Genomic DNA, 20,048 nt, shown 5'->3' with positions numbered 1-20,048 from the left:
AGGCGGTCAGGCGGCTCGCGCGGTTCACGCGGCCTGGCTGTCGTGCGGCACCGAGAAACAGTAGGTCGCATCCTGGTAGATCAGCGGCTCGATCGGATCGCGCACGTTCACGACCTCGGCTTCGCCGATGAAGATCGTGTGCGTGCCGTAGGGCACGGCGGCCGCCTTTTTACAGAAGATGTTGATCTGCGCGTCGGCGAGGTAGGTGACGCCATCGGCCGAGGTCTTCCAGTCGCCGAGCCCGAACCGCTCCTCGGCCGGGAGCGCGCCGCTGAAGGCGGATGAAAGCGGGACTTGATCGCGGCGCAGCACGTTGACGCAAAACCGGCGTGCCAGCAGCATGATGTCATGCAGCAGCGTTGCCTGGTTGATGCAAACGATCAGGGAAGGGGGATCGAGCGACAGCGACGTCACCGCGGTCGCCGTCATCCCGTGCCGGCGATCCTGGTCGGCCGAGGTGATAACCGACACCGCCGCAGGAAATCGCCGCAACGCGCGCTTGAATGTTTCGCGCAATTCGTCGGATGCCGAACCCAGCGACATGATTTCCTCCACTGAAATCCGCTCTTGTTCGGCGGCTTAACTTTCTCAAACAATAATTGCATTTACAAATATCGCAAGGGAAATTTTCAAATGCAACAATTGCCTTGAAAAACGATTCACGTCCGGTTATTGGAAGATCGCAAAAGTTGCACCAAGGCAGGACACAAGACTTTGTACAGGCTGACAAATTCCTTTCCCTACCTTCTCAACCGCGTCGGCGTGCAGATGGGTGAGCTGTTTTCCAGGCGCATTGCCGGCTACGGCGTGACGCTGCCGATGTACCGCGTGATGGCCGCGCTTTGGGAAACCGGCGACCAGCGGCTCGGCGATCTCGCTGCGATGACGACGATCGAGATATCGACATTGTCGCGGCTGGTCGGCGAGATGAAACGGCGTGGCCTCGTCACGCGCGCGCGGCTGAAAGACAACGGCCGCACCGTTGCGATCAACCTCACGCCGAAGGGGCGGACGCTGGTCGAAGAGTTGATCCCGATCGCGATCCACTTCGAGGAGGTGGCGGTCCGCGATTTCCCGTCGAAGAACATTTCGGACCTGAAGACAATTCTGGCAGAGATCTACGAGAGCCTGAAGTCGCTCGAACCTGAGATCGAGGAAGCCAACAAGGCGCGCAAGGCGGCAAAGTCGAAAGGCTGACTTCCAGCAACAACCAGTGAGATGCGAGACCTGGGATCGCGTCGCAATGGCGACGTTAGCTGCGCATCGTGGCCCGGAAGCCCACGAAGCTCAATGCAGCCGCCACGGCGACGGCAATCCAGCTCGCCCAGAACGGCACAGCGACGCCATTCAAGGTGACGGACCAACCCATCACAATCCGGATCAACTGCAGCAGCGCGATCAGTGCAAAGATAGCGGCGGCAAACGTGCAAAAGGTTCTCATCGTCATGGCCCATCTCCGATGGCACACGAGGACGTGCTCGTCCCCACAGCCAAAATGGGGATAGAGCGGAGCGGCGGCGACTCCCGCTAAGCAGGGGAGGAGCTTAGCAGAGCCATTCTCGATGTGTCGCACAATCGCCGTTTCGCAACGCCACAAGTCGGGATCACTTGTGGCTGGCGACAGTGGTCTCTCGAAGTATTGCGCTGGCAGCCTGCAGATCTGGTGTCTCAAAGCCCTCAGTGAACTGGCGATGGAGCGGGGCGAGCAGGTCGTGAGCCTCGCCGCGTCGACCCTGTTGTGTCCAAAGTCGTGCAAGGCTTGTCGCCGCGCGCAACTCCCACAGCTTGGCGCCTTGCTGGCGCGCGGCCGCAGCCGCATGCCCGAACCGTGCCTCCATGGCGGTCGGATCGGCCTTCGGAAGCCGCAGCATCAGCTCGCCCATCATCCGATGGAGTTCGGCCTCGAACCACCGCTCGCCGGTTTCTTCCGCTCGGTCCAGCGCTTCGCCAACAAGATCCAAGCCCTCGTTCACTGCGCCGGACCGGCCGTGGAGCTCAGCAAGCAGGCTTCGGAAATAGGGGACCAGGAAGCCCGCTCCGGTGGCCTGCCACATCGCAAGTCCCTCTCGGATCTGCGCGATACCAGCCCCAAAATCCCCAGCCTCGCCCAGCGTCCAGCCGCGAACGACGATGCCGGCTCCGAGGAAGTGTGGGGAGTCCTGCTCGGCTGCAAGCGCGATCAGCGCATTCGCCCGATCTCGGGCCTCGTCGTGGTCCTGGCGGAGCTGCGACAGGATGCAGCCGTAAAGCAGGGCATAGCCGAGGGTGTTGCGGTGGGACAACGCCTTCGCGTCTGTCAGTGCCTCTTCGCTCCTCGCCTGGGCCTGTTCGGGATAGCCGAGGGCGAACAGTCCCCAGGACAGAACGGACAGTCCCGCCACGCTTGGATCCTGCGCGAACAGGAAGGCAAGCGACCGATGGGCGGCCGGATCGTAGAGAGCGAGCGTCCGCTCCAGATGGCCGCGAGCAGCCACTAACTCGCCGCGAAGCAACTCAGCGGTTCCGACGATGCGGTTGCCGATGGTTTCGGCGGCGGCATCGTTCTGTTCCTGGGCCCGGCGGAGTAAATCCTCGCCTGCAGTTCGACCGGCCTCGAGCTCCGCCCTCACGACGTGAAAAACCCACTCCCCGTAGAGAACAGGGAAGAGCCGCGACGTATCGCCGAGGCGCTCGCACAAGTCTCGGGCCCGTGCGTTGGCCCGCCCGACCTCCGGTGCGGCCCAGCCCTTCGCAGCCATCAGGGCGACACCGAGTGCGACTTGCAGTTCGAGCTCCCGCCGCGATCGTGTGGCGTCGTCGGGGAGAGCAGCGATCAGCTCGAGCCCTTTGCTCAGTTGCGTGATCGCCTCTGCGGTGGCCGAGCGCGCGATCTCTGTTTGTCCCGCCCTCAGCCAATAGTCGATCGCCGGTTCGACCAGCCCCGCCTCCATGTAATGGTGGGCCAGAAGCTCGGGCTGCGCCTGCACGGTCTCCGGAAAATGCTGCTCGATCGCGGCGGCGATCCGGGCGTGCAAGCGTTGCCGCTTGGCGCGCACCAGGGTCGCATAGGCGGCGTCCTGCACGAGCGCATGCTTGAAGCTGTAGGTCGCCTGAGGCGGCGTCCCGCGGCGGAACACCAGGCCCGAGCCGACGAGGTCGTCCAACGCCGCCTGCAGGTCGCTCTCCGGCAGCGCCGCGGTCATCGCCAGCAGTTCGTGCGAGAATTCCCGGCCAATCGCGGCCGCCACCTGGGCGACCTCCCGGGCCGGGGCCAGCCGATCGAGCCGCGCCAGCAGCGACTCCTGCAGCGTGGTGGGGATCGCCATCGGCGGCAGCGGCCCCGCGAGCGCGTAGTGGTCGCCCTCATCGCGGAGCAGATTGGCCTCCAGCACGGTGCGCGTCAGCTCCTCGACGAACAGGGGCACGCCGTCCGTCTTGGCGACGATCTGGTCGAGCACCGGAGGTGGCAGTGCTTTGCCGCCGCTCAGCCGCGTGACCATGGCCGCACCCTGCCGGCGGCTCAACCGGCTGAGGGTTAGCGCGGCGACATGGGCATGGCGCGTCCAGGGCGGCTCGAACTCGGGCCGGAAGGTGATGAGAACGAGCACGGGGGCGCCTTGCACCCGGTCGACCAGGAGATCGAGCAGCTCGAGCGAGGTCGGGTCGGCCCAGTGCACGTCCTCGTACAGGGCGAGGACGGGCCGGCGCGTCGCGAGGCCCAGCACCTGATTGACCAGTTCCTCGAGCGTCCGCTCCTTCTGCCGATGCGGGCTCATGTCGAGCGGCCCGTAGCGCGCAGCCGTCTCGAGCGACAGCAATGCCGCGAGCAGCGGGGCCACCGCAGTGACATCATCGCTCGAGAGCGCAAGCAGCGCCTCGAGCTTGTCGAGCCTCGTTGCGGCAGGATCGTCCGCGGCGAAGCCCGCCGCCCGCTCCAAAAGCCCGATCACCGGATAAAGCGGGCTGGTCTGATGGTGCGGTGAGCAGTAGTGGCTCAGGGCGGTATGCGGCTCATCCTCAAGTCGCCCGCGCAGCGCCCGCACGAGGCGCGACTTGCCGATGCCAGGCTCGCCCGCCAGCAGCACCACCTGGCCCTCACCCTCCTTGGCTCGCTCCCAGTGCTCGAGCAGCAGGCCGATCTCATTCTCGCGACCGACCAGCGGCGTTAGGCCGGCGCCGTGCAACGCCTCGAACCGGCTCTCGGCGCTGCCCTCCCCAACCACGCGCCACGGCCGCACCGGAACGGGAAATCCCTTCAAGATCTGCATGCCGAGCTCGGCGAGCTCGAACAGCCCGCCAATGAGCTCCCGGGTGCGGGCGGAGATCACCACCGTGCCCGGCTCGGCCAAGGTTTGCAGCCGCGCCGCGAGGTTCGGCGTGTCGCCGACCACCGTCTGCTCGCGCGCGGCACCTTCGCCGATCAATTCGCCGACAACCACCGGGCCGGTCGCGATGCCGACACGGGCCGCCAGCGCCTCGCCATGCGCCGACCCCAGGCGGCGCACCGCCGCGGCCGCGGCGAGCCCGGCCCGCACCGCGCGCTCGGCCTCATTCTCGTGGGCGCGGGGATAGCCGAAATAGGCCAGCACACCATCTCCCATGTACTTCGCCACGTGCCCTTCGAATCGCGCGATCGCGCCCGCCACTGCGCTCTGGTAGCTCCGCAGGACTTCGGCCATTTCCTCCGGATCGAGCCGCGCCGCGAGCGCGGTCGAGTCGACCAGATCCACAAACATCACGGTGAGCTGGCGACGCTCCGCCTCGGGAGTCTTTCCGGGGACAGTGTCGCGTGCGGCTGCGGCAGGGGTGGTCGCCGAAATTGAGCTGGCGCGCAGGGCGGCAATGGCGGCGAGCAGTTTGCGGCGATGGCCGATCGAGGCGACGCCGAGCCCGATCAGATCCTCAGCCGTAAGGTCCATGAGGACCTCGGCGTCGATGTCGTTCTCCCGGAACGCCTGTTCGTACTGTCCCAGCCCCAGACCACACAGCCAAGCCGCGACGTCCATGGGCGCCTCCCGGCTCACTCAGAGCACCAGGTGCTTAAGCCTACTGCAGAATGGCCGGGACCGCACCGGGAAACACCACGAGCTGATTGCAAGGGAAGAGCAGCTTCTGGCCGATCGCGTTGAATCGGCATGCCTGCGTCGCTTCTTGGATGCTAAGCGGACATCATCAACGTATAAGTGCGCGCCCTAGTTCGCCGCCGCGCGGCGCTTGCTCCTGCCTGCAACGTCGGGATAGCCGTGCAGCATCACCTTGTCGGCCTGCACGCCCCAGCTTTCCAGGCGATCGAGAAAGCTCATGCCGAGCAGGTTGGTCTTCATCTGCCCGCGCGGCACCACCAGCGCCGGAACTGATTTCTCGACGAGCTGACCTACCGCAAGGCGATCGAGCGTCAGCCGCGCCGCCTTGGTGTGACCGCCGGCAGTTTCGACGTCGACATTGTATTCGAGCATCTCGATCGGCAGGCCGATCGCCTTCGCCGTCTCCCAGGTCAGCACCACCGACGTCGCGCCGGTGTCGATCACCATCGGCGCCTTGACGCCGTTGATCTTGGCATGCAGCGCGAATTCGCCGGCCTTGCCGCGCGCGATCTGCACGGCGGGCGCCGGCTCCAGGCTGCGTTGCCGCAGCATCTTCGTGACCGAGTTGCTGGCGCGCGCGATCTGGTTCGGATCGCCATAGGCGACGACGGCGCCGGCGGTGGCGGCGAGCATCGCCAGAACGAGCATGACACGGATCACAGCGCGCCTCCGCCGGTTGGTCCCAAGATTCGTCCTGGAATCAGCCGCGCTCGGGGCGCGGCGGCATCTGCACGAGGCCGGCTTCCGCCATGCGCGTCGCAAGCCCTTCCATCACGGCTAATCGCTCCGCGCTCTCCATGCGGTGCCAGCGCGCGATCTCCGGCAGCGTTCGTCCGCAGCCGAAGCAGAGTTTGGTTTTGGGGTCCATCATACAGACTGCGATACACGGCGTTTCTTTGCTCATTTATCGATAGTGAAATGGTTTGCGTCACTTGCGCAAGCGCTCCAGCTACAACCCGGTTACAAGCCGGTTCCTGCACTCATGATCGGTTTGTGACGCGTCCGCCGTTTGTCGTCGGCTGTGAAGGTGGGATCGGGCTGCAGGGGCGGGGCCTCCTCGGCCATCGGCGCCAGCGCACTCATCACGCGCTCCGGCGGGAAGGTGACGATGACTTCGGTGCCGATGCGCAGCTTCGATTTCAGCGTGAAGGTACCGCCATGCATGTCGATCAGGCTCTTTGCGATCGGAAGGCCCAGCCCCGCGCCCTGTTCGGCCGATTTGATCGAGTTGGAGCCCTGGCCGAACGAGGCCAGCACGACCGGAATCTCATCCTCGGCAATGCCGGAGCCGGTGTCCTTGACGCTGAGATATTGCCCGCCGGAAGCGGTCCAGCCGACCTTGAGCCAGATATCGCCCCCCTGCGGGGTGAACTTGATCGAATTGGACAACAAATTGAGCACGACCTGGCGCGTGGCGCGTTCGTCGCCCCAGATCCGGGGCATGCCGTGCTCGAACACCTCGTGGATGGTGATGCCGCGGCTGGTCGCGCGCAGCTTCAACAGATGGTGGCAGTCGGCAACGACGTGCACCAGCGACACCGCTTCCTCGTTCAGCTCATAGCGGCCGGCCTCGATCCGTGACAGATCGAGAATCTCGTTGATGAGATTGAGCAGGTGAACGCCCGAATTATGGATGTCGGCGGAATATTCCTTGTACACCGCCACCGTATGCGCGCCAAAGATTTCGCTCTTCATCACTTCGGAGAAGCCGAGGATCGCGTTCAGCGGCGTGCGCAACTCGTGGCTCATCTGGGCCAGAAAGCGCGACTTGGCGACGTTGGCGGATTCGGCGCGGTGCCGCGCTTCGTCCGAGATCGCCTTGGCCTGTTCGAGTTCGCCGATCAGCGCGTCCTTTTCGGCGCGCGCTTCCAGGGTCGCCAGCGTCGTCGAATGGAGCTGATGGGCGAGCAGGGCAAAATAGGCTTCGGCGGCGACCGCAAGCAGCGCGAGCGCGTAATTGTCGAAGGTTCCGCCCATGATGAAATTGAGCGCGATCGCCGCCGTCACCGGCGCGGTCGCGGCCATCGCCGCGATGGGGAGCGTTGCCGCCAGCATGCTCGACACCGCGATCACCAGCAGCATCAGGAACATCATCATCGTGTTCGAGACGACGTCGAGGCCGGCCGGATGCAGCAGGATCGCCGTCCAGCTCAGGCCGTAGAGCAGGTCGAGCAGCACGAACCGGGTTTGCCACCTGCGCGTGGCGGCGAGCGAGGGCTGCTCGCCGAGGAAGCGCCAGCAATTGCGGATAATGGCGGCATGGATGCAGAGCATGCCGACGGTCCAGACCGCGGCCGGCACGACGGCCTTCCAGAGGCCGAACAGCACGCCGGTCGCAACCACCAGCAGCATGACGACAAAGGAGGCCGATACCCGGGTCTGGGCGTATTGCCGGAGCAATTCGGTATCGAAGGCCGGGCGGGTGCCGCTTGATGACGTTAACCGATCCCGCGCCTCGCGCACCCGCTGCGCCGCCACGCGCCGGGTGTTGACCGGCGGTGCCACCGGCGCTTCTGCCGGAAGCTGCACGACCTCGGGCTTTTCTGCGGGGTTACTCATCAAACAACACAAATCCTGCCCGCGAACGCGCGGGCTTTTTGCATTGTCTATCTGTGGCCCTAAATCATTAAGCGATGACTTAAAGAGCTAAAAATTTCCGTTAACGGGAAGTTAAAATTAACCTGTTCCCCATGTGGAACCCCGCTTCTGAGGGGACAAGAAGCGGGGCCTGATATCGGATCTTAACCGGCTTTTTTAACTCACCGCTCCAGCCGGGCCATCAGGCTCGACGTATCCCAGCGCTTGCCGCCCATCTTCTCGACCTCAGCGTAGAACTGATCGACCAAAGCGGTCACCGGCAGGTTGGCGCCGTTGCGGCGGGCCTCGGCGATGCAGATCGAGAGGTCCTTGCGCATCCATTCGACCGCAAAGCCGAAATCGAACTTGCCCTCGTTCATCGCTTTGTAGCGGTTCTCCATCTGCCACGACTGCGCCGCGCCCTTGGAGATGGTCTCGACCACGGCCGCAACGTCGAGCCCCGACTTCTTTGCGAAATGAAGGCCCTCGGACAGGCCCTGGACCAGACCCGCGATGCAGATCTGGTTGACCATCTTGGTGAGCTGGCCGGCGCCGGCGGGCCCGAGAAGTTTGCACATCCTGGCGTAGGAGCCGGCGATGATCGGCTCGGCCGCGGCATAGGCATCTTCCTTGCCGCCGCACATCACCGTCAGCACGCCGTTTTCCGCACCGGCCTGGCCGCCGGATACCGGCGCGTCGATGAACTTGAAGCCGGCCTTGGTGGCGGCGGCGTCGAGCTCGCGGGCAACCTCGGCGGAGGCGGTGGTGTGGTCGACGAAGACAGCACCCTTTTTCATGCCGGCGAAGGCGCCGTCGGTACCGATCGTGACCGCACGCAGGTCATTGTCGTTGCCGACGCAGCACATCACGAAATCCTGGCCATCGGCCGCGGCCCTCGGCGTCGGCGCCGTGCGCCCGCCGAATTTGTCCGCCCATTCCGCAGCCTTGGCGCCGGTCCGGTTGTACACGGTCACCTCGTGGCCGCCTTTTTTCACCAGATGTCCTGCCATGGGGAAACCCATGACGCCGAGACCGAGAAAAGCGACTTTAGCCATGTGTGTTACCTTGAAGTTTTGCCGGCGACATTGGGCTGGCCGGACGGGTGTTCTTGAGGGAGCCGCACCATACAAGCTGCGCAGGGCAGGGCAACGCCTTCGTTTGGCGGGCGGGGCCGGATTTGTGCTAGGATAGCGGTCTCAAGAACTTCACAAAAAAGGGAGTGACATCGCATGGGCGTCAGCGTGGGCGTGCTCGACCATTTCAATATCCGGACCCGCAACCTTGCCGATACGGTCCGGTTCTATGAGGACATTCTGGGCCTGGAAAAGGGCGCCCGGCCGAACTTTGCTTTCCCCGGGGCGTGGATGTACAGCGAGGGCAAGGCGGTGGTGCACCTCGTCGATATCTCCAGGACCGAGGAACCGCAGAAGCCGGATTCCGGCGTCGTCCACCATGTCGCGTTTGCCAGCTACGGCTTCGACGGCATGAAGCGGCGGCTGGAAGCGAAGGGCATGGCATATGACTCCCGGCAGGTGCCGGGCGGTGACCTCTGGCAGATCTTCGTCAATGACCCCAACGGCGTCATGATCGAACTGAACTATGAGGCCGCCAAGGAGACGGCCGCAGCCCCTGCCGAGCGGCGGGATGATGTGGGAGCGAGGTAGCCTTTTGCGCTGAACCGCTCTATGGGTCGCATCGGACTAGAGCATGATCCGGAAAAGTGGGGACCGGTTTTCCCTCGCGACAAACGCGGAACGCGTTTGCGCGGAGATCATGCTCAAATCAAAGAGATAGAGCGGGATGATGTTTCGAAGAAATATCATCGCGCTCTGGCGTTTTGGAACGAGGCCCACTTTTCGGATGTGCTCCAAGGCGGGTCGGGTCGCGTCAAGAAAAAGCGCGTCGATACAAGAGAGTAGAGCCCGGTTCTCACTCAGGACCGAAAGGGCTTCAGGAGATGCGCGAGTGAGCGTTACGCAGCAACAGGTTCTCGATTCCCTTGGCGGAGTGGTGTCGCCGCGCGGCGTGCCCTTGACCAATGCCAACGTGCTGTCGGCGATCTCGGTCACCGACGGCAAGGTGTTCTTCTCCATCAACGTCGACGCCGCGGAGGCCCGCGTCTGGGAAAGCGTGCGCGCGCAGGCCGAGGCCGCCGTGCGCGCGATTCCCGGCGTCACCGCGGCGATGATCGCGCTGACGGCCGAGCGCAAGCCCGGCTCGCCATCTGCAGCACCTGCGCCGCATCGCCATGCGCATTCACATTCTCCCGGCGTGCAACCGGTCGCCGCGCATCGCCCGCCGCAAGGCGCGGCGTCGCCGATGTCGAAACAGGCGGAGATACCGGGCGTTGCCGCGGTTATCGCGGTGGCCTCGGGCAAGGGCGGCGTCGGAAAGTCGACCACCGCGCTCAACCTGGCGCTGGGTCTGCGCGACCTGGGCCTGCGCGTCGGCCTGCTCGACGCCGACATTTACGGCCCATCGGTGCCGCGGCTGACCGGCATCAATGAGAAGCCGCAACTCGATGACAACAGGAAGATGATTCCGATCCAGCGTTTCGGGCTTTCCATCATGTCGATCGGTTTTCTGGTCGAGGAAAACACCGCGATGATCTGGCGCGGGCCGATGGTGATGTCGGCGATCACCCAGATGCTGCGCGACGTGGCGTGGGGTACGCTCGATATTCTGGTCGTCGACATGCCGCCCGGCACCGGCGATGCGCAATTGACGCTGGCGCAGAATGTGCCGCTGAAGGGAGCGGTGATCATCTCGACCCCGCAGGATCTCTCGCTGATCGACGCGCGCAGAGGGCTCGCGATGTTCAGGAAGGTCAACGTGCCGGTGCTCGGCATCGTCGAGAACATGAGCTACTTCCAGTGCCCCGAATGCGGCACGCGCTCGGACATTTTCGGTCATGGCGGCGCGCGGCATGAAGCGGAACGGCTGGGCGTCCCGTTCCTGGGCGAGATCCCGCTGCACATGTCGATCCGGACCACCTCCGATGACGGTAACCCGGTGGTGGCGAGCGAACCGGACGGCCCGCATGCCGCGATTTACCGGGCGATCGGGACCAGGGTTCGCGACCAGCTTCAGGGCGCTATCGCCGCGGCCTGAAGCCCTTATCCGTCGTCCCTAAGACTTTGGTTTAATCAGTGCAGTCATGCCTTTGTCGCGTTTTCGATAGCGAACTTCCGTGTTAAAGCCGCCCCCGCCAGAGCGCCCCGGATGACGTGGAATTCGCCCGCCGGAGGACAGCTCGAGGAATATGGGAAACGACCCGTCTTAAGGAGACTTGAATGAAGCGTCGTGATTTTTTGAAGGTTTCAGCGGCCGGTGCTGCCGCGACAGCCGTTGCCTCGCCGGCGATCGCGCAATCATCGCCTGAGATCAAATGGCGCCTGACGTCGAGCTTTCCGAAGTCGCTCGACACCATCTATGGCGGCGCTGAGCAGGTGGCGAAGTTCGTCGCCGAGATGACCGACAACAAGTTTCAGATCCAGGTGTTCGCGGCCGGCGAAATCGTCCCCGGCCTGCAGGCGCTGGACGCGACGTCGAACAACACCGTCGAGATGTGTCATACCGTCTCGTACTACTATGTCGGCAAGGACCCGACCTTTGCGATCTATGCCTCGGTCCCGTTCGGCCTCAATGCGCGCCAGCAGAATTCCTGGTGGTACCAGGGCGGCGGTGAGGCGCTCGGCAACGAGTTCTTCAAGAAGTTCGGCGTGATCGGCTTCGCCTGCGGCAATACCGGCGCGCAGATGGGCGGCTGGTTCCGCAAGGAGATCAAGACGGTTGCTGATCTCTCGGGCCTCAAGATGCGCATCGGCGGGATCGCCGGACAGGTCTTTCAGAAGGTCGGCGTGGTGCCGCAGCAGCTCGCCGCCGGCGAGATATATCCGGCGCTCGAAAAGGGCACCATTGACGCGGCCGAGTGGGTTGGTCCCTACGATGACGAAAAGCTCGGCTTCGCGAAGGTCGCCAAGTACTACTACTACCCGGGCTTCTGGGAAGGCGGTCCGATGGTCCACGCGTTCTGCAATCTCGAGAAGTGGAATTCGTTGCCGAAGAACTACCAGGCGATTCTCACCAATGCCATGGCCCACGCCAACACCTGGATGAATGCACGTTACGACATGCAGAACCCCTCCGCGCTGAAGCGTCTGGTCGCCGGCGGCACGCAGCTACGTCCCTTCACCAACGAAGTGCTGGAAGCCAGTCTGAAGGCCACCAACGAGTTGTGGGCTGAGCTCTCGGGCAAGAACGCCGACTTCAAGAAGTCGATCGACGCGATGCAGGCCTACCGCTCCGACCAGTATCTGTGGTGGCAGGTTGCCGAATACACCTACGACAGCTTCATGATCCGCTCGCGCACCCGCGGCTGATTACGTCTTAAGTCGTAGAAAGCAGCCCGGCCTTCGCAAGGAGGCCGGGCTTTTTTCGTTTTGCCCGTATAGTTCGGGATGGAAATCGGGAACCGATTGTTCCATGCTGGCTGTGAAGGCCTCGCCAAGAGGGCCACGACACGCTCACCAACAGGGATGGATTCAATGAAAAGAAGAGATTTTCTTAAAGTTACAGGCATTGGCGCGGCCGGCGCCGCAACGCTGGCGGCTCCTGCCATCGCGCAGTCGATGCCGGAGCTCAAATGGCGTTTGACCGCGAGCTGGCCGAAATCGCTCGATACGCTATGGGGCGGTGTCGAGTTGATGACGAAGCTCGTTGCCGAAGCCACCGACAACAGGTTCCAAATTCAGGCCTTTTCGAGCGGCGAAATCGTGCCGGGGCTGCAGGTTCTGGACGCCGTCCAAAACGGCACCGTCGAGATGGGGCATACCGCGTCCTACTACTACTTCGGCAAGGATCCGACTTTTGCTTTTGGTACGGCCGTGCCATTCGGCCCGAACCAGCGTCTCAACCAGGCCTGGTACATGCTGGGCGGCGGCAGGGACCTGCTCAACGAGTTCTACAAGAGCTACAACGTCACGTCGTTTCTGGCGGGCAACACGGGCTGCCAAATGGGTGGCTGGTTCCGCAAGGAGATCAACACCGTCGACGACCTGAAGGGGCTCAAGATGCGCATCGGCGGCCTCGCCGGCCGCGTCATGCAGAAACTGGGCGTCGTGCCGCAGCAGCTTGCCGCCGGCGACATCTACCCCGCGCTGGAAAAAGGCACGATCGACGCCGCGGAATGGGTAGGCCCCTATGACGATGAGAAGCTCGGCTTCAACAAGGTCGCGCCGCATTATTATTATCCCGGATGGTGGGAAGGCGGCCCGATGCTGCTCGGGCTCGTCAACCTGGATAAGTGGAATTCGCTGCCGAAGTACTATCGAAGCGCTATCGAGCAGGCGGGCCAGTCCGCCAATAGCTGGATGATGGCCAAATACGATCAGGGTAATCCGCTGGCGCTGAAGAAATTACTCGCCGGCGGCACCAAGCTGCACGCCTACTCGCCGGCGATCATGCAGGCCTGCCTCAAGGCCACCAAGGAAGTATACGCCGAAACGGCGGCGACCAATCCGAACTTCAAGAAGGTCTTGGAGTCGCTGAATGGTTTCACGGGCAACGGATACCAGTGGTTCCAGGTCGCAGAGCTCGGTTACGACAGCTTCATGGCGCGCAATCCGCAGAGCTGATCGCGTCGTAGCAGGTTCGACAAACAAAAAACCCCGGAGCGAAAGCTCCGGGGTTTCTTCTTGGGAGAAGCGAAGGCCGCTATTGTTTCGGCCCGCCGAAATCCAGCATCGGTGGCAGTTCGATCTGCGGCACCTCGATCCTGACCTTGCTGAGATCGACGTCGAGCGGCTTGTCGAGCAGGGCGGTAACCACGACAGGGAAGGCGATCACGATCGCCACCATGACCGCCTGCAGGCCGATCCAGGGCACTGCACCCCAATAGATATCGGAGCTCTTGACCTCCTTGGGCGCGACGCCGCGCAGGTAGAACAGCGCGAAGCCGAAGGGGGGATGCAGGAACGACGTCTGCATGTTGACGCAGAGCATGACGCCGAACCAGATCAGGGCGGCATCCGGGCCGACGACTGGTGTCAGAATCTTCTGCGCGATCGGCGCAACCATGGGCAGGATGATGAAGGCAATCTCGAAGAAGTCGAGGAAGAACGCCAGGAAGAAGATGAAGAGGTTGATGAAGATCAGAAAACCCCAGACGCCGCCCGGAATCGAGGTCAGGTGGTGCTCGAGCCAGACGCCGCCGGAGACGCCGAGGAACACCACCGAGAAGCAGGTCGAGCCGATCAGGATGAAGACCACCATGGTGGAGAGGCGCATGGTCGTCGAGTAGCCCTGCTTGATCAGGTCGCGCAGGTCAGGAATGCGGACGGCTTCGAGACAAAGCCATACGATGGCGAGATAGACCACCGCGAAGGTTAGCTTGAACGCGAGCCCCTTGCCGAGGAGAACTCCGATGATCGCGCCGATGCCGGCTGCGACGATGCCGACGATCAGCATCTTTTGGCCCTTGTTGCTCAGGTCCTTGTGATGGATTGCGGCGAGAATGATCGCGCCGATGGCGCCCATCGCGCCGGCTTCGGTCGGCGTCGCCAGACCCAGCATCATGGTGCCCAGCACCACGAAGATCAGCACGGCCGACGGAATGATGCCCATCAGGCATTTGCGCCAGAGCGGCCAGCCTGTCAGCGTTCGCGCTTCCCTGGGCACCGCCGGCACGTGACCGGGCTTGATCAGTCCGAGCATGAACGTGTAGCCGGCGAACAGGGCGATCTGGAGCACCGAGGGGCCCCAGGCGCCGAGATACATGTCGCCGACCGATTTGCCGAGCTGGTCGGCCATCACGATCAGCACCAGCGAGGGCGGCACCAGCTGGGTGATGGTGCCGGATGCAGCCAGCACGCCGGTGATGTAGCGCACGTTGTAACCATAGCGGAGCATCACCGGCATCGAGATCAGCGCCATGGCAATGACTTGCGCCGCCACCGTGCCGGTGATCGCGCCAAGGATGAAGCCAACGATGATGACGGAATAGCCGAGACCGCCGCGGACCGGGCCGAACAACTGGCCCATCGAATCCAGCATGTCTTCAGCGAGGCCGCACCGTTCGAGGACGGAACCCATGAAGGTGAAGAAGGGAATCGCGAGCAGCAATTCGTTGGAAAGCACACCGCCGAAGATGCGTCCGGGAATCGCCTGCAGGAAGTTCATGTCGAAGTAGCCGAGATAGATCGACAGGAAGCCGAAGGACAGCCCGAGCGCGGCCAGCGTGAAGGCCACCGGAAAACCGATCAGCATGGCCAGAATCAAGCCGCCGAACATCAGCGGCGGCATCATCTCCAGCGTGATCATTGGGTCGGCCTCTCGTATTTCGCATCGATCACGACATAACCCTTCAGTGCAGCGATGCGCTTGATCACCTCGGAAACGCCTTGCAGCGCCAGGAAAACGAAGCCTACGGGAACGACGAGCTTGATCGGCCAGCGCAGCAGGCCGCCGGCATTGCTCGACGTCTCGCCGACCTCATAGGCCTGAAGGAAGAATGGCCAGGATAGATAGCTGAGCAGCAGGCAGGACGGGATCAGGAAGCACAGCGTGCCGATCAGGTCGAGCCAGAGCTGGCCGCGCTCGGACAGCATCAGATAGAGAAGTTCCACGCGAACATGCTCGTTCTTCTTGAACGTGTAGGAGGCGCCGAACATTATGAACAGGGCGAACATGTACCACTGCAGTTCGAGCCAGGCGTTGGAGCTGTAGCCGAACGCGTAGCGGATCATCGCATTGGCCGCGCTCACCACGCAGGCTGCGAGCACGAGCCAGTTGCAGACGCCGCCTAGTTTCTCATTGAGCCAATCGATAGAATTACTCAGTGCCAACAATGGGCTCATTACGCTCTCCTCGGACGCGTCATCGACGCGTGCCGGATGTCTTCATTGATATTGCGTTGCCATCTCGCGCCGGCCGCCTGGAGCTGCCGCCATGCACCAAACGCGCAAGGCCGCTCCCGCGCTTAAAACGCGCAGGCCCGCAGCTCATTCGCAGATGCGATTGCAACGATAAATCCTCCCCCGTCTCGCGCTACCGCCGTCTTGACTGCAACCCAAGGGATGCAGCGGCCTGTTCCGGCCGTGCTGGCGTGAAGCAGCCGCACCATTTCAGCGCGCTGCGGCGGCGTCAATCGGAAAATGGACAAATTGACGCGGGGACCAATTCGTTGGTTGGCCTGATGAATCCGCGTTGAGGAGGGTGGTAAATTTACGGGCGGTAATCAGCCGCCGGTCACGCTCATGTGGCGCGAGACGCTCGGGCGGTTATGCCGGCGGTCGATGATGAAGTCGTGGCCCTTCGGCTTCAGCCCGATCGCGCGGTCGATGGCGGCCGACAGCAAATCATTGTCGGCGGAGGCGCGCAGCGGTTTGCGTAAATCGGAGGCATCTTCGTGGCCGAGGCAGGTATGCAGCGTGCCGGTGCAGGTGATCCGTACCCGGTTACAGGACTCGCAGAAATTATGGGTCATCGGCGTGATGAAGCCGAGCTTGCCGCCGGTTTCGGCAACGCGGACATAGCGGGCGGGGCCGCCGGTATCGTCGTCGAGGTCGGTCAGCGTGTAGTGCTTGGCGAGGCGGGCGCGCAGGAGCGACAGCGGTACGTACTGATCGATCCGGCCTTCGCCGATGTCGCCCATCGGCATCACTTCGATCAGCGTCAGCGCCATGCCCTTGCCGTGCGCCCATTCCATCAGCGCGGGGATTTCTTCCTCGTTCATGTTCTTCAGCGCCACTGCGTTGATCTTGACCGCAAGGCCTGCGTCGCGCGCGGCTTCGATGCCGGCCAGAACCTTGTCGAGATCGCCCCAGCGCGTGATGGCGCGGAATTTATGCGCATCGAGCGTGTCGAGCGAGACGTTGACGCGGCGAACGCCGCAGTCGCGCAATTCGCCGGCGAAGCGCGCCAGTTGCGAAGCGTTGGTGGACAACGTCAATTCATCGAGCGCGCCGCTTGAAAGATGCCGCGACAGCGAGCGCACCAGCGACATCACGTTGCGCCGGACCAGCGGCTCGCCGCCGGTGAGGCGGATCTTGCGCACGCCCTTGGCGATGAAGGCCGAGCACAGCCGGTCGAGTTCTTCCAGCGTCAGGAGATCGGCTTTCGGCAGGAAGGTCATGTCCTCGGACATGCAATAGAAGCAGCGCAGATCGCAGCGATCGGTCACCGACACGCGCAGATACCGGATGGTCCGGCCGAACGGATCGACCATCGGCTGGAACAACTGATCGGGTAACGGGGATCCGCTCATTCAAGCTGCCTTGCAACTGCCTTGTACCGAGGTCTTCACGTGTTGGCTCGCTAGCATAATCTAGGCACGTTGCAAGGCGCCTACAACAAGGCGCCTACAATCAGCAAGCTTGCGGGTGCAGTGCGAGGTGCAGGGGGGCCGTCGGGATTCAGCGGGCCGCGGGCTGCGCGGGGGCCGGGTTCGGCGCCGCGGCAGCCTTGGGCGGCTTCGGCTTCTTCGGCCGCATCGGCTTGCGCGCCTTCGGCGGCGGCGCGGCGGGCCTGAGTTCCGCGAACACCGGGCTGGGCTCGATGATGGTCGTCGGCGGCGAGGCAAAATCGCCGGGATTGCGTATCACCTGGACCGGAATCGTGACCGGCTGGAACTTGGGGCCGGCAAAGGTGACGGAGAAGCCGGCGTCGGGGGCGGGCACGTCGATCGAGCAGGGGGTTTTGCAGGCCGGCCCGAGCGAGGTCGTGGCATCCGCTCCCGGTGGCGCCGATTCCAGCGCAACCTTCACCAGCGGCGGCGCCGGCTTGAAGGAATCGAGAGAAAGCGACGAGCAGCCGGCGAGGCTCGCTCCGGTGAGGGCAATCGCGATGACACGACGCATGATTGATCACTCTGAACTTGCGGCAATCCGCCACAATCCCCAATGGCGAACCATAGGAGCGCAAGAACAAAGCTACAACCAATCAGGGCAAAATCGTTAAGGGATGGTTAACGTCAAATATTAGCGATTTAAATATGATAGATAAATCATATGGTTATGATCAGGATGGAACTTTGCTGAGGCTTTCCACCGCCGCCGGCAGCTCGCGCATATGGCCGATCAGCCGATCGGGCTTCAGTTCGGCGATCGGCACGTCGGTGTAGCCGAATTCGACGCCGATCACGGGAATGCCGGCCCGCCTCGCCACGCCGACGTCGGGGCCGGCGTCGCCGACCATGATGGTCGCAGCCATGTCGCCGCCCGCCCGTGCCACCGTCTGCTGCAGGATGATGGGGTCGGGCTTCGAGACGCCGAACGTGTCGGCGCCGCAGATGGCAGAAAATCGTCCGCTGAGCCCCAATTGGTCGAGCAGCAGCTTCGACAGCCATTCCAGCTTGTTGGTGCACACCGCGAAGCGGCAGCCCTGTGCCGCAAGCTCATCGAGGGCGGCTTCCAGCCCCTCGAACGGCCGCGAGGCATCGGCAATATGGGCGGCGTAATAGTCGATGAAATCCTTCATGAGGCGATCGACGTCCGCAACGCTCATCATGCGGCCTTCCAGTTCGAGCCCGCGCTCGATCAGCTTGCGGGCGCCGGCGCCGATCATGTTGCGCGCCGATTTCAGCGGCACCGGCGGCACGCCCTCGCGGTCGAGCGCGAAATTGAGCGCGGCGATCAGGTCGGGTGCGGTGTCGACGAGGGTGCCGTCGAGGTCGAAGACAACAATGCGGGGAAGGGTCATGGGAATTCGCTAGCGGCAGGCAAAGCATCATGCAAGTACGGAAGTTCAAATCCACAGGAGGAACCGCCATGCGAGAGTTCGCCGGCAAGACGGCCTTTGTGACCGGCGGAGCCGCAGGCATCGGACTTGCGCTCGGCCGGGCGTTTGCTCAATCCGGCATGAAGGTGATGCTGGCGGATATCGAGACGGATGCCCTGCAGGCCGCCGTCAAAAGCCTGCAGGAAATCTCCCCCAACATCAGCGGTACCATCTGCGATGTGGCCGACGCGGAAAGCGTCGAGCGCGCGGCGCGGGCCACATTCGATGCGTTCGGGCGTGTCCATGTCGTGTGCAACAATGCGGGCGTCGCTGCGGGCGGCGGCATCGACCACATCTCGCTGGATAATTGGCGATGGGTCATCGACGTCAACCTGATGGGCGTGCTTCACGGCATCAAAAGCTTCCTGCCGCATATCCGCGCCCATGGCGAAGGCGGCCATATCGTCAACACCGCATCGATGGCGGGGATGCAGGGTGGGTTGGGATTTAGCCCCTATGCGGCGAGCAAGTTTGCGGTCGTCAACATGTCGGAAGGCCTTGCCCTGCAGCTCAGGCCGCACGGGATCGGCGTAAGCGTGTTATGTCCACACTTTGTGCGCACCGGCATCGGCGAGAGCGGGCGCAACCGGCCAGAGCGTTACGGCCAGCCGCAACCGCTCGATCCCGCCAGTCCGGCGGCGGCGATGGTGGCCGAGATTGCAAGGCAGAATGGGGCGGGGCTCGAGCCTGCGGCGGTCGCCGCGCGCGTGCTCAGCGCGATTCGGGACGATGAACTCTACATTTTCACCCATCCCGGCATGCGTGCCGAGGTCGAGCCCCGTTTCGCGGCCATTTTGGCCGCACTGGACAAGGGTGCCGGCCCAATAATCCCGGGCGTGTCGGGCCCTCATGACGCTGTTCCTGCCGGCAAAACGACGCTAGACATGCGCCCGCGGAACGGCGGATTTCGGAAGGCATTCGGCACGTGGATATGGATGGACTTAAACGGCAGGCGGCGGCACAGGCGCTGGAGCACGTGCAGGACGGCATGAAGCTCGGGCTCGGCACCGGCTCGACCGCCAGGCATTTCGTCGACCTGCTCGGCCAGAGGGTTGCCGGCGGGTTACGCGTGGTGGGCGTACCGACATCGGAAGCGACCCGCGCCCAGGCCGAAGCGTGCAATATTCCGCTGACGACGCTCGATGAAGTCGACCGGCTCGATCTCACCGTCGACGGCGCCGACGAACTCGATGGCGCGCTGAACCTGATCAAGGGCGGCGGCGGCGCGCTGTTGCGGGAGAAGATCGTGGCGGCGGCCTCCGATCGCATGATCGTGATTGCCGACGATACCAAATGGGTCGATGTTCTCGGCCGTTTCCCCCTACCTGTGGAGGTAATTCCGTTCGGGCTGGCCGCAACCCAGCGGGCCATGGCCACGGCATTTGCTCAAAGCGGCGTTTCCGGGCAAATGGGGCTCCGCAAGGGCAAGGACGGCCACTTTTTTGTCACCGATGGCGGCCACTGGATTGTCGATGCCCATCTCGGGCGCATCACGGATGCGCCGCGTCTGGCGGGCCTCTTGAGCCTGATCCCGGGTGTCGTCGAACACGGGTTGTTCATTGGCCTGGCCAGCACCGCCGTCCTGGCAGGTGCCCAGGGAATTCGCGTAGTTGAGCGGCGGTAACGCCGGTA

Annotated in this window: 19 protein-coding genes; 7 read left to right on the top strand and 12 right to left on the bottom strand. The window is 63.5% G+C overall.

The features are described from left to right. Positions 1 to 24: 24 nt before the first annotated feature. On the bottom strand, positions 25 to 543 hold the full coding sequence (locus V1286_RS18745) for a flavin reductase family protein (RefSeq protein WP_334481614.1): 519 nt from the start codon (positions 541 to 543) through the stop codon (positions 25 to 27). A gap of 171 nt (positions 544 to 714) precedes the next feature. Between V1286_RS18745 and V1286_RS18740 the strand changes: the two genes are divergently transcribed. After that, positions 715 to 1,197, top strand: coding sequence for a MarR family winged helix-turn-helix transcriptional regulator (locus tag V1286_RS18740; protein ID WP_334435320.1), 483 nt, complete (start codon positions 715 to 717; stop codon positions 1,195 to 1,197). Positions 1,198 to 1,252: 55 nt separating this feature from the next. Here the strand turns inward: V1286_RS18740 and V1286_RS18735 are convergent, their stop codons facing one another. The 6 genes from V1286_RS18735 to V1286_RS18710 all read right to left on the bottom strand — a co-directional run bounded on the left by V1286_RS18735 (position 1,253) and on the right by V1286_RS18710 (position 8,695). Next, positions 1,253 to 1,447, bottom strand: a complete 195-nt coding sequence (locus V1286_RS18735) for a hypothetical protein (protein WP_334481612.1) — start codon at positions 1,445 to 1,447, stop codon at positions 1,253 to 1,255. 157 nt (positions 1,448 to 1,604) lie between these two features. Next, a complete protein-coding gene (locus V1286_RS18730) occupies positions 1,605 to 4,985 on the bottom strand; it encodes an adenylate/guanylate cyclase domain-containing protein (protein ID WP_334481610.1) in 3,381 nt (1,126 codons plus the stop codon). Positions 4,986 to 5,171: 186 nt separating this feature from the next. Continuing rightward, positions 5,172 to 5,723 carry a TIGR02281 family clan AA aspartic protease gene (locus V1286_RS18725; protein ID WP_334481608.1) on the bottom strand — a complete coding sequence of 184 codons (552 nt, stop codon included), beginning with the start codon at positions 5,721 to 5,723 and terminating at the stop codon, positions 5,172 to 5,174. A gap of 40 nt (positions 5,724 to 5,763) precedes the next feature. Continuing rightward, entirely contained in the window at positions 5,764 to 5,967 is a 204-nt protein-coding gene (locus V1286_RS18720) for a DUF1289 domain-containing protein (protein ID WP_334481606.1), read from the bottom strand. Between the two features lie 56 nt (positions 5,968 to 6,023). Next, positions 6,024 to 7,622: a sensor histidine kinase gene (locus V1286_RS18715; RefSeq protein WP_334481604.1), complete on the bottom strand. Its 1,599-nt coding sequence runs from the start codon at positions 7,620 to 7,622 to the stop codon at positions 6,024 to 6,026. A 200-nt stretch (positions 7,623 to 7,822) separates the two neighbouring features. After that, on the bottom strand, positions 7,823 to 8,695 hold the full coding sequence (locus tag V1286_RS18710; protein WP_334481603.1) for an NAD(P)-dependent oxidoreductase: 873 nt from the start codon (positions 8,693 to 8,695) through the stop codon (positions 7,823 to 7,825). Between the two features lie 174 nt (positions 8,696 to 8,869). Here V1286_RS18710 and V1286_RS18705 point away from each other — a divergent pair, with 174 nt between their 5' ends. The 4 genes from V1286_RS18705 to V1286_RS18690 all read left to right on the top strand — a co-directional run bounded on the left by V1286_RS18705 (position 8,870) and on the right by V1286_RS18690 (position 13,276). After that, complete coding sequence (locus V1286_RS18705; protein WP_108513757.1) at positions 8,870 to 9,304, top strand: VOC family protein; 435 nt, start codon at positions 8,870 to 8,872, stop codon at positions 9,302 to 9,304. A gap of 301 nt (positions 9,305 to 9,605) precedes the next feature. Next, a complete protein-coding gene (locus tag V1286_RS18700) occupies positions 9,606 to 10,751 on the top strand; it encodes an Mrp/NBP35 family ATP-binding protein (protein WP_334481600.1) in 1,146 nt (381 codons plus the stop codon). A 182-nt stretch (positions 10,752 to 10,933) separates the two neighbouring features. Then, positions 10,934 to 12,022: a TRAP transporter substrate-binding protein gene (locus tag V1286_RS18695; protein ID WP_334481598.1), complete on the top strand. Its 1,089-nt coding sequence runs from the start codon at positions 10,934 to 10,936 to the stop codon at positions 12,020 to 12,022. A gap of 165 nt (positions 12,023 to 12,187) precedes the next feature. Further along, positions 12,188 to 13,276, top strand: coding sequence for a TRAP transporter substrate-binding protein (locus V1286_RS18690; protein ID WP_334481596.1), 1,089 nt, complete (start codon positions 12,188 to 12,190; stop codon positions 13,274 to 13,276). 79 nt (positions 13,277 to 13,355) lie between these two features. On the opposite strand, the gene V1286_RS18685 is transcribed toward V1286_RS18690, so the two are convergent. From V1286_RS18685 to gph, 5 genes are all read right to left on the bottom strand, one after another. After that, on the bottom strand, positions 13,356 to 14,960 hold the full coding sequence (locus V1286_RS18685) for a TRAP transporter large permease (RefSeq protein WP_334481594.1): 1,605 nt from the start codon (positions 14,958 to 14,960) through the stop codon (positions 13,356 to 13,358). Next, complete coding sequence (locus V1286_RS18680; protein ID WP_108513752.1) at positions 14,957 to 15,496, bottom strand: TRAP transporter small permease subunit; 540 nt, start codon at positions 15,494 to 15,496, stop codon at positions 14,957 to 14,959. The genes V1286_RS18685 and V1286_RS18680 overlap by 4 nt, the downstream gene beginning before the upstream one ends. Before the next feature lie 380 nt (positions 15,497 to 15,876). Further along, positions 15,877 to 16,905 (bottom strand): GTP 3',8-cyclase MoaA, encoded by a 1,029-nt coding sequence (gene moaA / locus V1286_RS18675; RefSeq protein ID WP_417021154.1) that lies wholly within the window; start codon positions 16,903 to 16,905, stop codon positions 15,877 to 15,879. Positions 16,906 to 17,053: 148 nt separating this feature from the next. Then, entirely contained in the window at positions 17,054 to 17,497 is a 444-nt protein-coding gene (locus tag V1286_RS18670) for a hypothetical protein (protein ID WP_334481592.1), read from the bottom strand. Between the two features lie 160 nt (positions 17,498 to 17,657). Continuing rightward, positions 17,658 to 18,338, bottom strand: coding sequence for a phosphoglycolate phosphatase (gene gph / locus V1286_RS18665; protein ID WP_334481590.1), 681 nt, complete (start codon positions 18,336 to 18,338; stop codon positions 17,658 to 17,660). A gap of 29 nt (positions 18,339 to 18,367) precedes the next feature. Between gph and V1286_RS18660 the strand changes: the two genes are divergently transcribed. Together V1286_RS18660 and rpiA are read left to right on the top strand one after the other, a co-directional pair. Next, positions 18,368 to 19,408, top strand: a complete 1,041-nt coding sequence (locus V1286_RS18660; protein ID WP_334481588.1) for an SDR family NAD(P)-dependent oxidoreductase — start codon at positions 18,368 to 18,370, stop codon at positions 19,406 to 19,408. Continuing rightward, positions 19,348 to 20,040, top strand: a complete 693-nt coding sequence (gene rpiA, locus V1286_RS18655; protein ID WP_334481586.1) for a ribose-5-phosphate isomerase RpiA — start codon at positions 19,348 to 19,350, stop codon at positions 20,038 to 20,040. The genes V1286_RS18660 and rpiA overlap by 61 nt, the downstream gene beginning before the upstream one ends. Positions 20,041 to 20,048 lie beyond the last annotated feature (8 nt).

The sequence above is a fragment of the Bradyrhizobium algeriense genome, assembly GCF_036924595.1.
In the GTDB taxonomy this organism is placed as follows: Bacteria; Pseudomonadota; Alphaproteobacteria; order Rhizobiales; family Xanthobacteraceae; genus Bradyrhizobium; species Bradyrhizobium algeriense.
This window is presented reverse-complemented; position numbering and strand designations above follow the sequence as displayed.

Excerpts from the sequence above, each read along its gene's own strand:
- V1286_RS18745 (WP_334481614.1), bottom strand. The coding sequence starts at position 543 with ATGTCGCTGGGTTCGGCATCCGACGAATTGCGCGAAACATTCAAGCGC.
- V1286_RS18735 (WP_334481612.1), bottom strand. The coding sequence starts at position 1,447 with ATGACGATGAGAACCTTTTGCACGTTTGCCGCCGCTATCTTTGCACTG.
- V1286_RS18730 (WP_334481610.1), bottom strand. The coding sequence starts at position 4,985 with ATGGACGTCGCGGCTTGGCTGTGTGGTCTGGGGCTGGGACAGTACGAA.
- V1286_RS18720 (WP_334481606.1), bottom strand. The coding sequence starts at position 5,967 with ATGAGCAAAGAAACGCCGTGTATCGCAGTCTGTATGATGGACCCCAAA.
- V1286_RS18715 (WP_334481604.1), bottom strand. The coding sequence starts at position 7,622 with ATGAGTAACCCCGCAGAAAAGCCCGAGGTCGTGCAGCTTCCGGCAGAA.
- V1286_RS18710 (WP_334481603.1), bottom strand. The coding sequence starts at position 8,695 with ATGGCTAAAGTCGCTTTTCTCGGTCTCGGCGTCATGGGTTTCCCCATG.
- V1286_RS18705 (WP_108513757.1), top strand. The coding sequence starts at position 8,870 with ATGGGCGTCAGCGTGGGCGTGCTCGACCATTTCAATATCCGGACCCGC.
- V1286_RS18695 (WP_334481598.1), top strand. The coding sequence starts at position 10,934 with ATGAAGCGTCGTGATTTTTTGAAGGTTTCAGCGGCCGGTGCTGCCGCG.
- V1286_RS18690 (WP_334481596.1), top strand. The coding sequence starts at position 12,188 with ATGAAAAGAAGAGATTTTCTTAAAGTTACAGGCATTGGCGCGGCCGGC.
- V1286_RS18685 (WP_334481594.1), bottom strand. The coding sequence starts at position 14,960 with ATGATCACGCTGGAGATGATGCCGCCGCTGATGTTCGGCGGCTTGATT.
- V1286_RS18680 (WP_108513752.1), bottom strand. The coding sequence starts at position 15,496 with ATGAGCCCATTGTTGGCACTGAGTAATTCTATCGATTGGCTCAATGAG.
- moaA (WP_417021154.1), bottom strand. The coding sequence starts at position 16,905 with ATGAGCGGATCCCCGTTACCCGATCAGTTGTTCCAGCCGATGGTCGAT.
- V1286_RS18670 (WP_334481592.1), bottom strand. The coding sequence starts at position 17,497 with ATGCGTCGTGTCATCGCGATTGCCCTCACCGGAGCGAGCCTCGCCGGC.
- gph (WP_334481590.1), bottom strand. The coding sequence starts at position 18,338 with ATGACCCTTCCCCGCATTGTTGTCTTCGACCTCGACGGCACCCTCGTC.
- V1286_RS18660 (WP_334481588.1), top strand. The coding sequence starts at position 18,368 with ATGCAAGTACGGAAGTTCAAATCCACAGGAGGAACCGCCATGCGAGAG.
- rpiA (WP_334481586.1), top strand. The coding sequence starts at position 19,348 with ATGGATGGACTTAAACGGCAGGCGGCGGCACAGGCGCTGGAGCACGTG.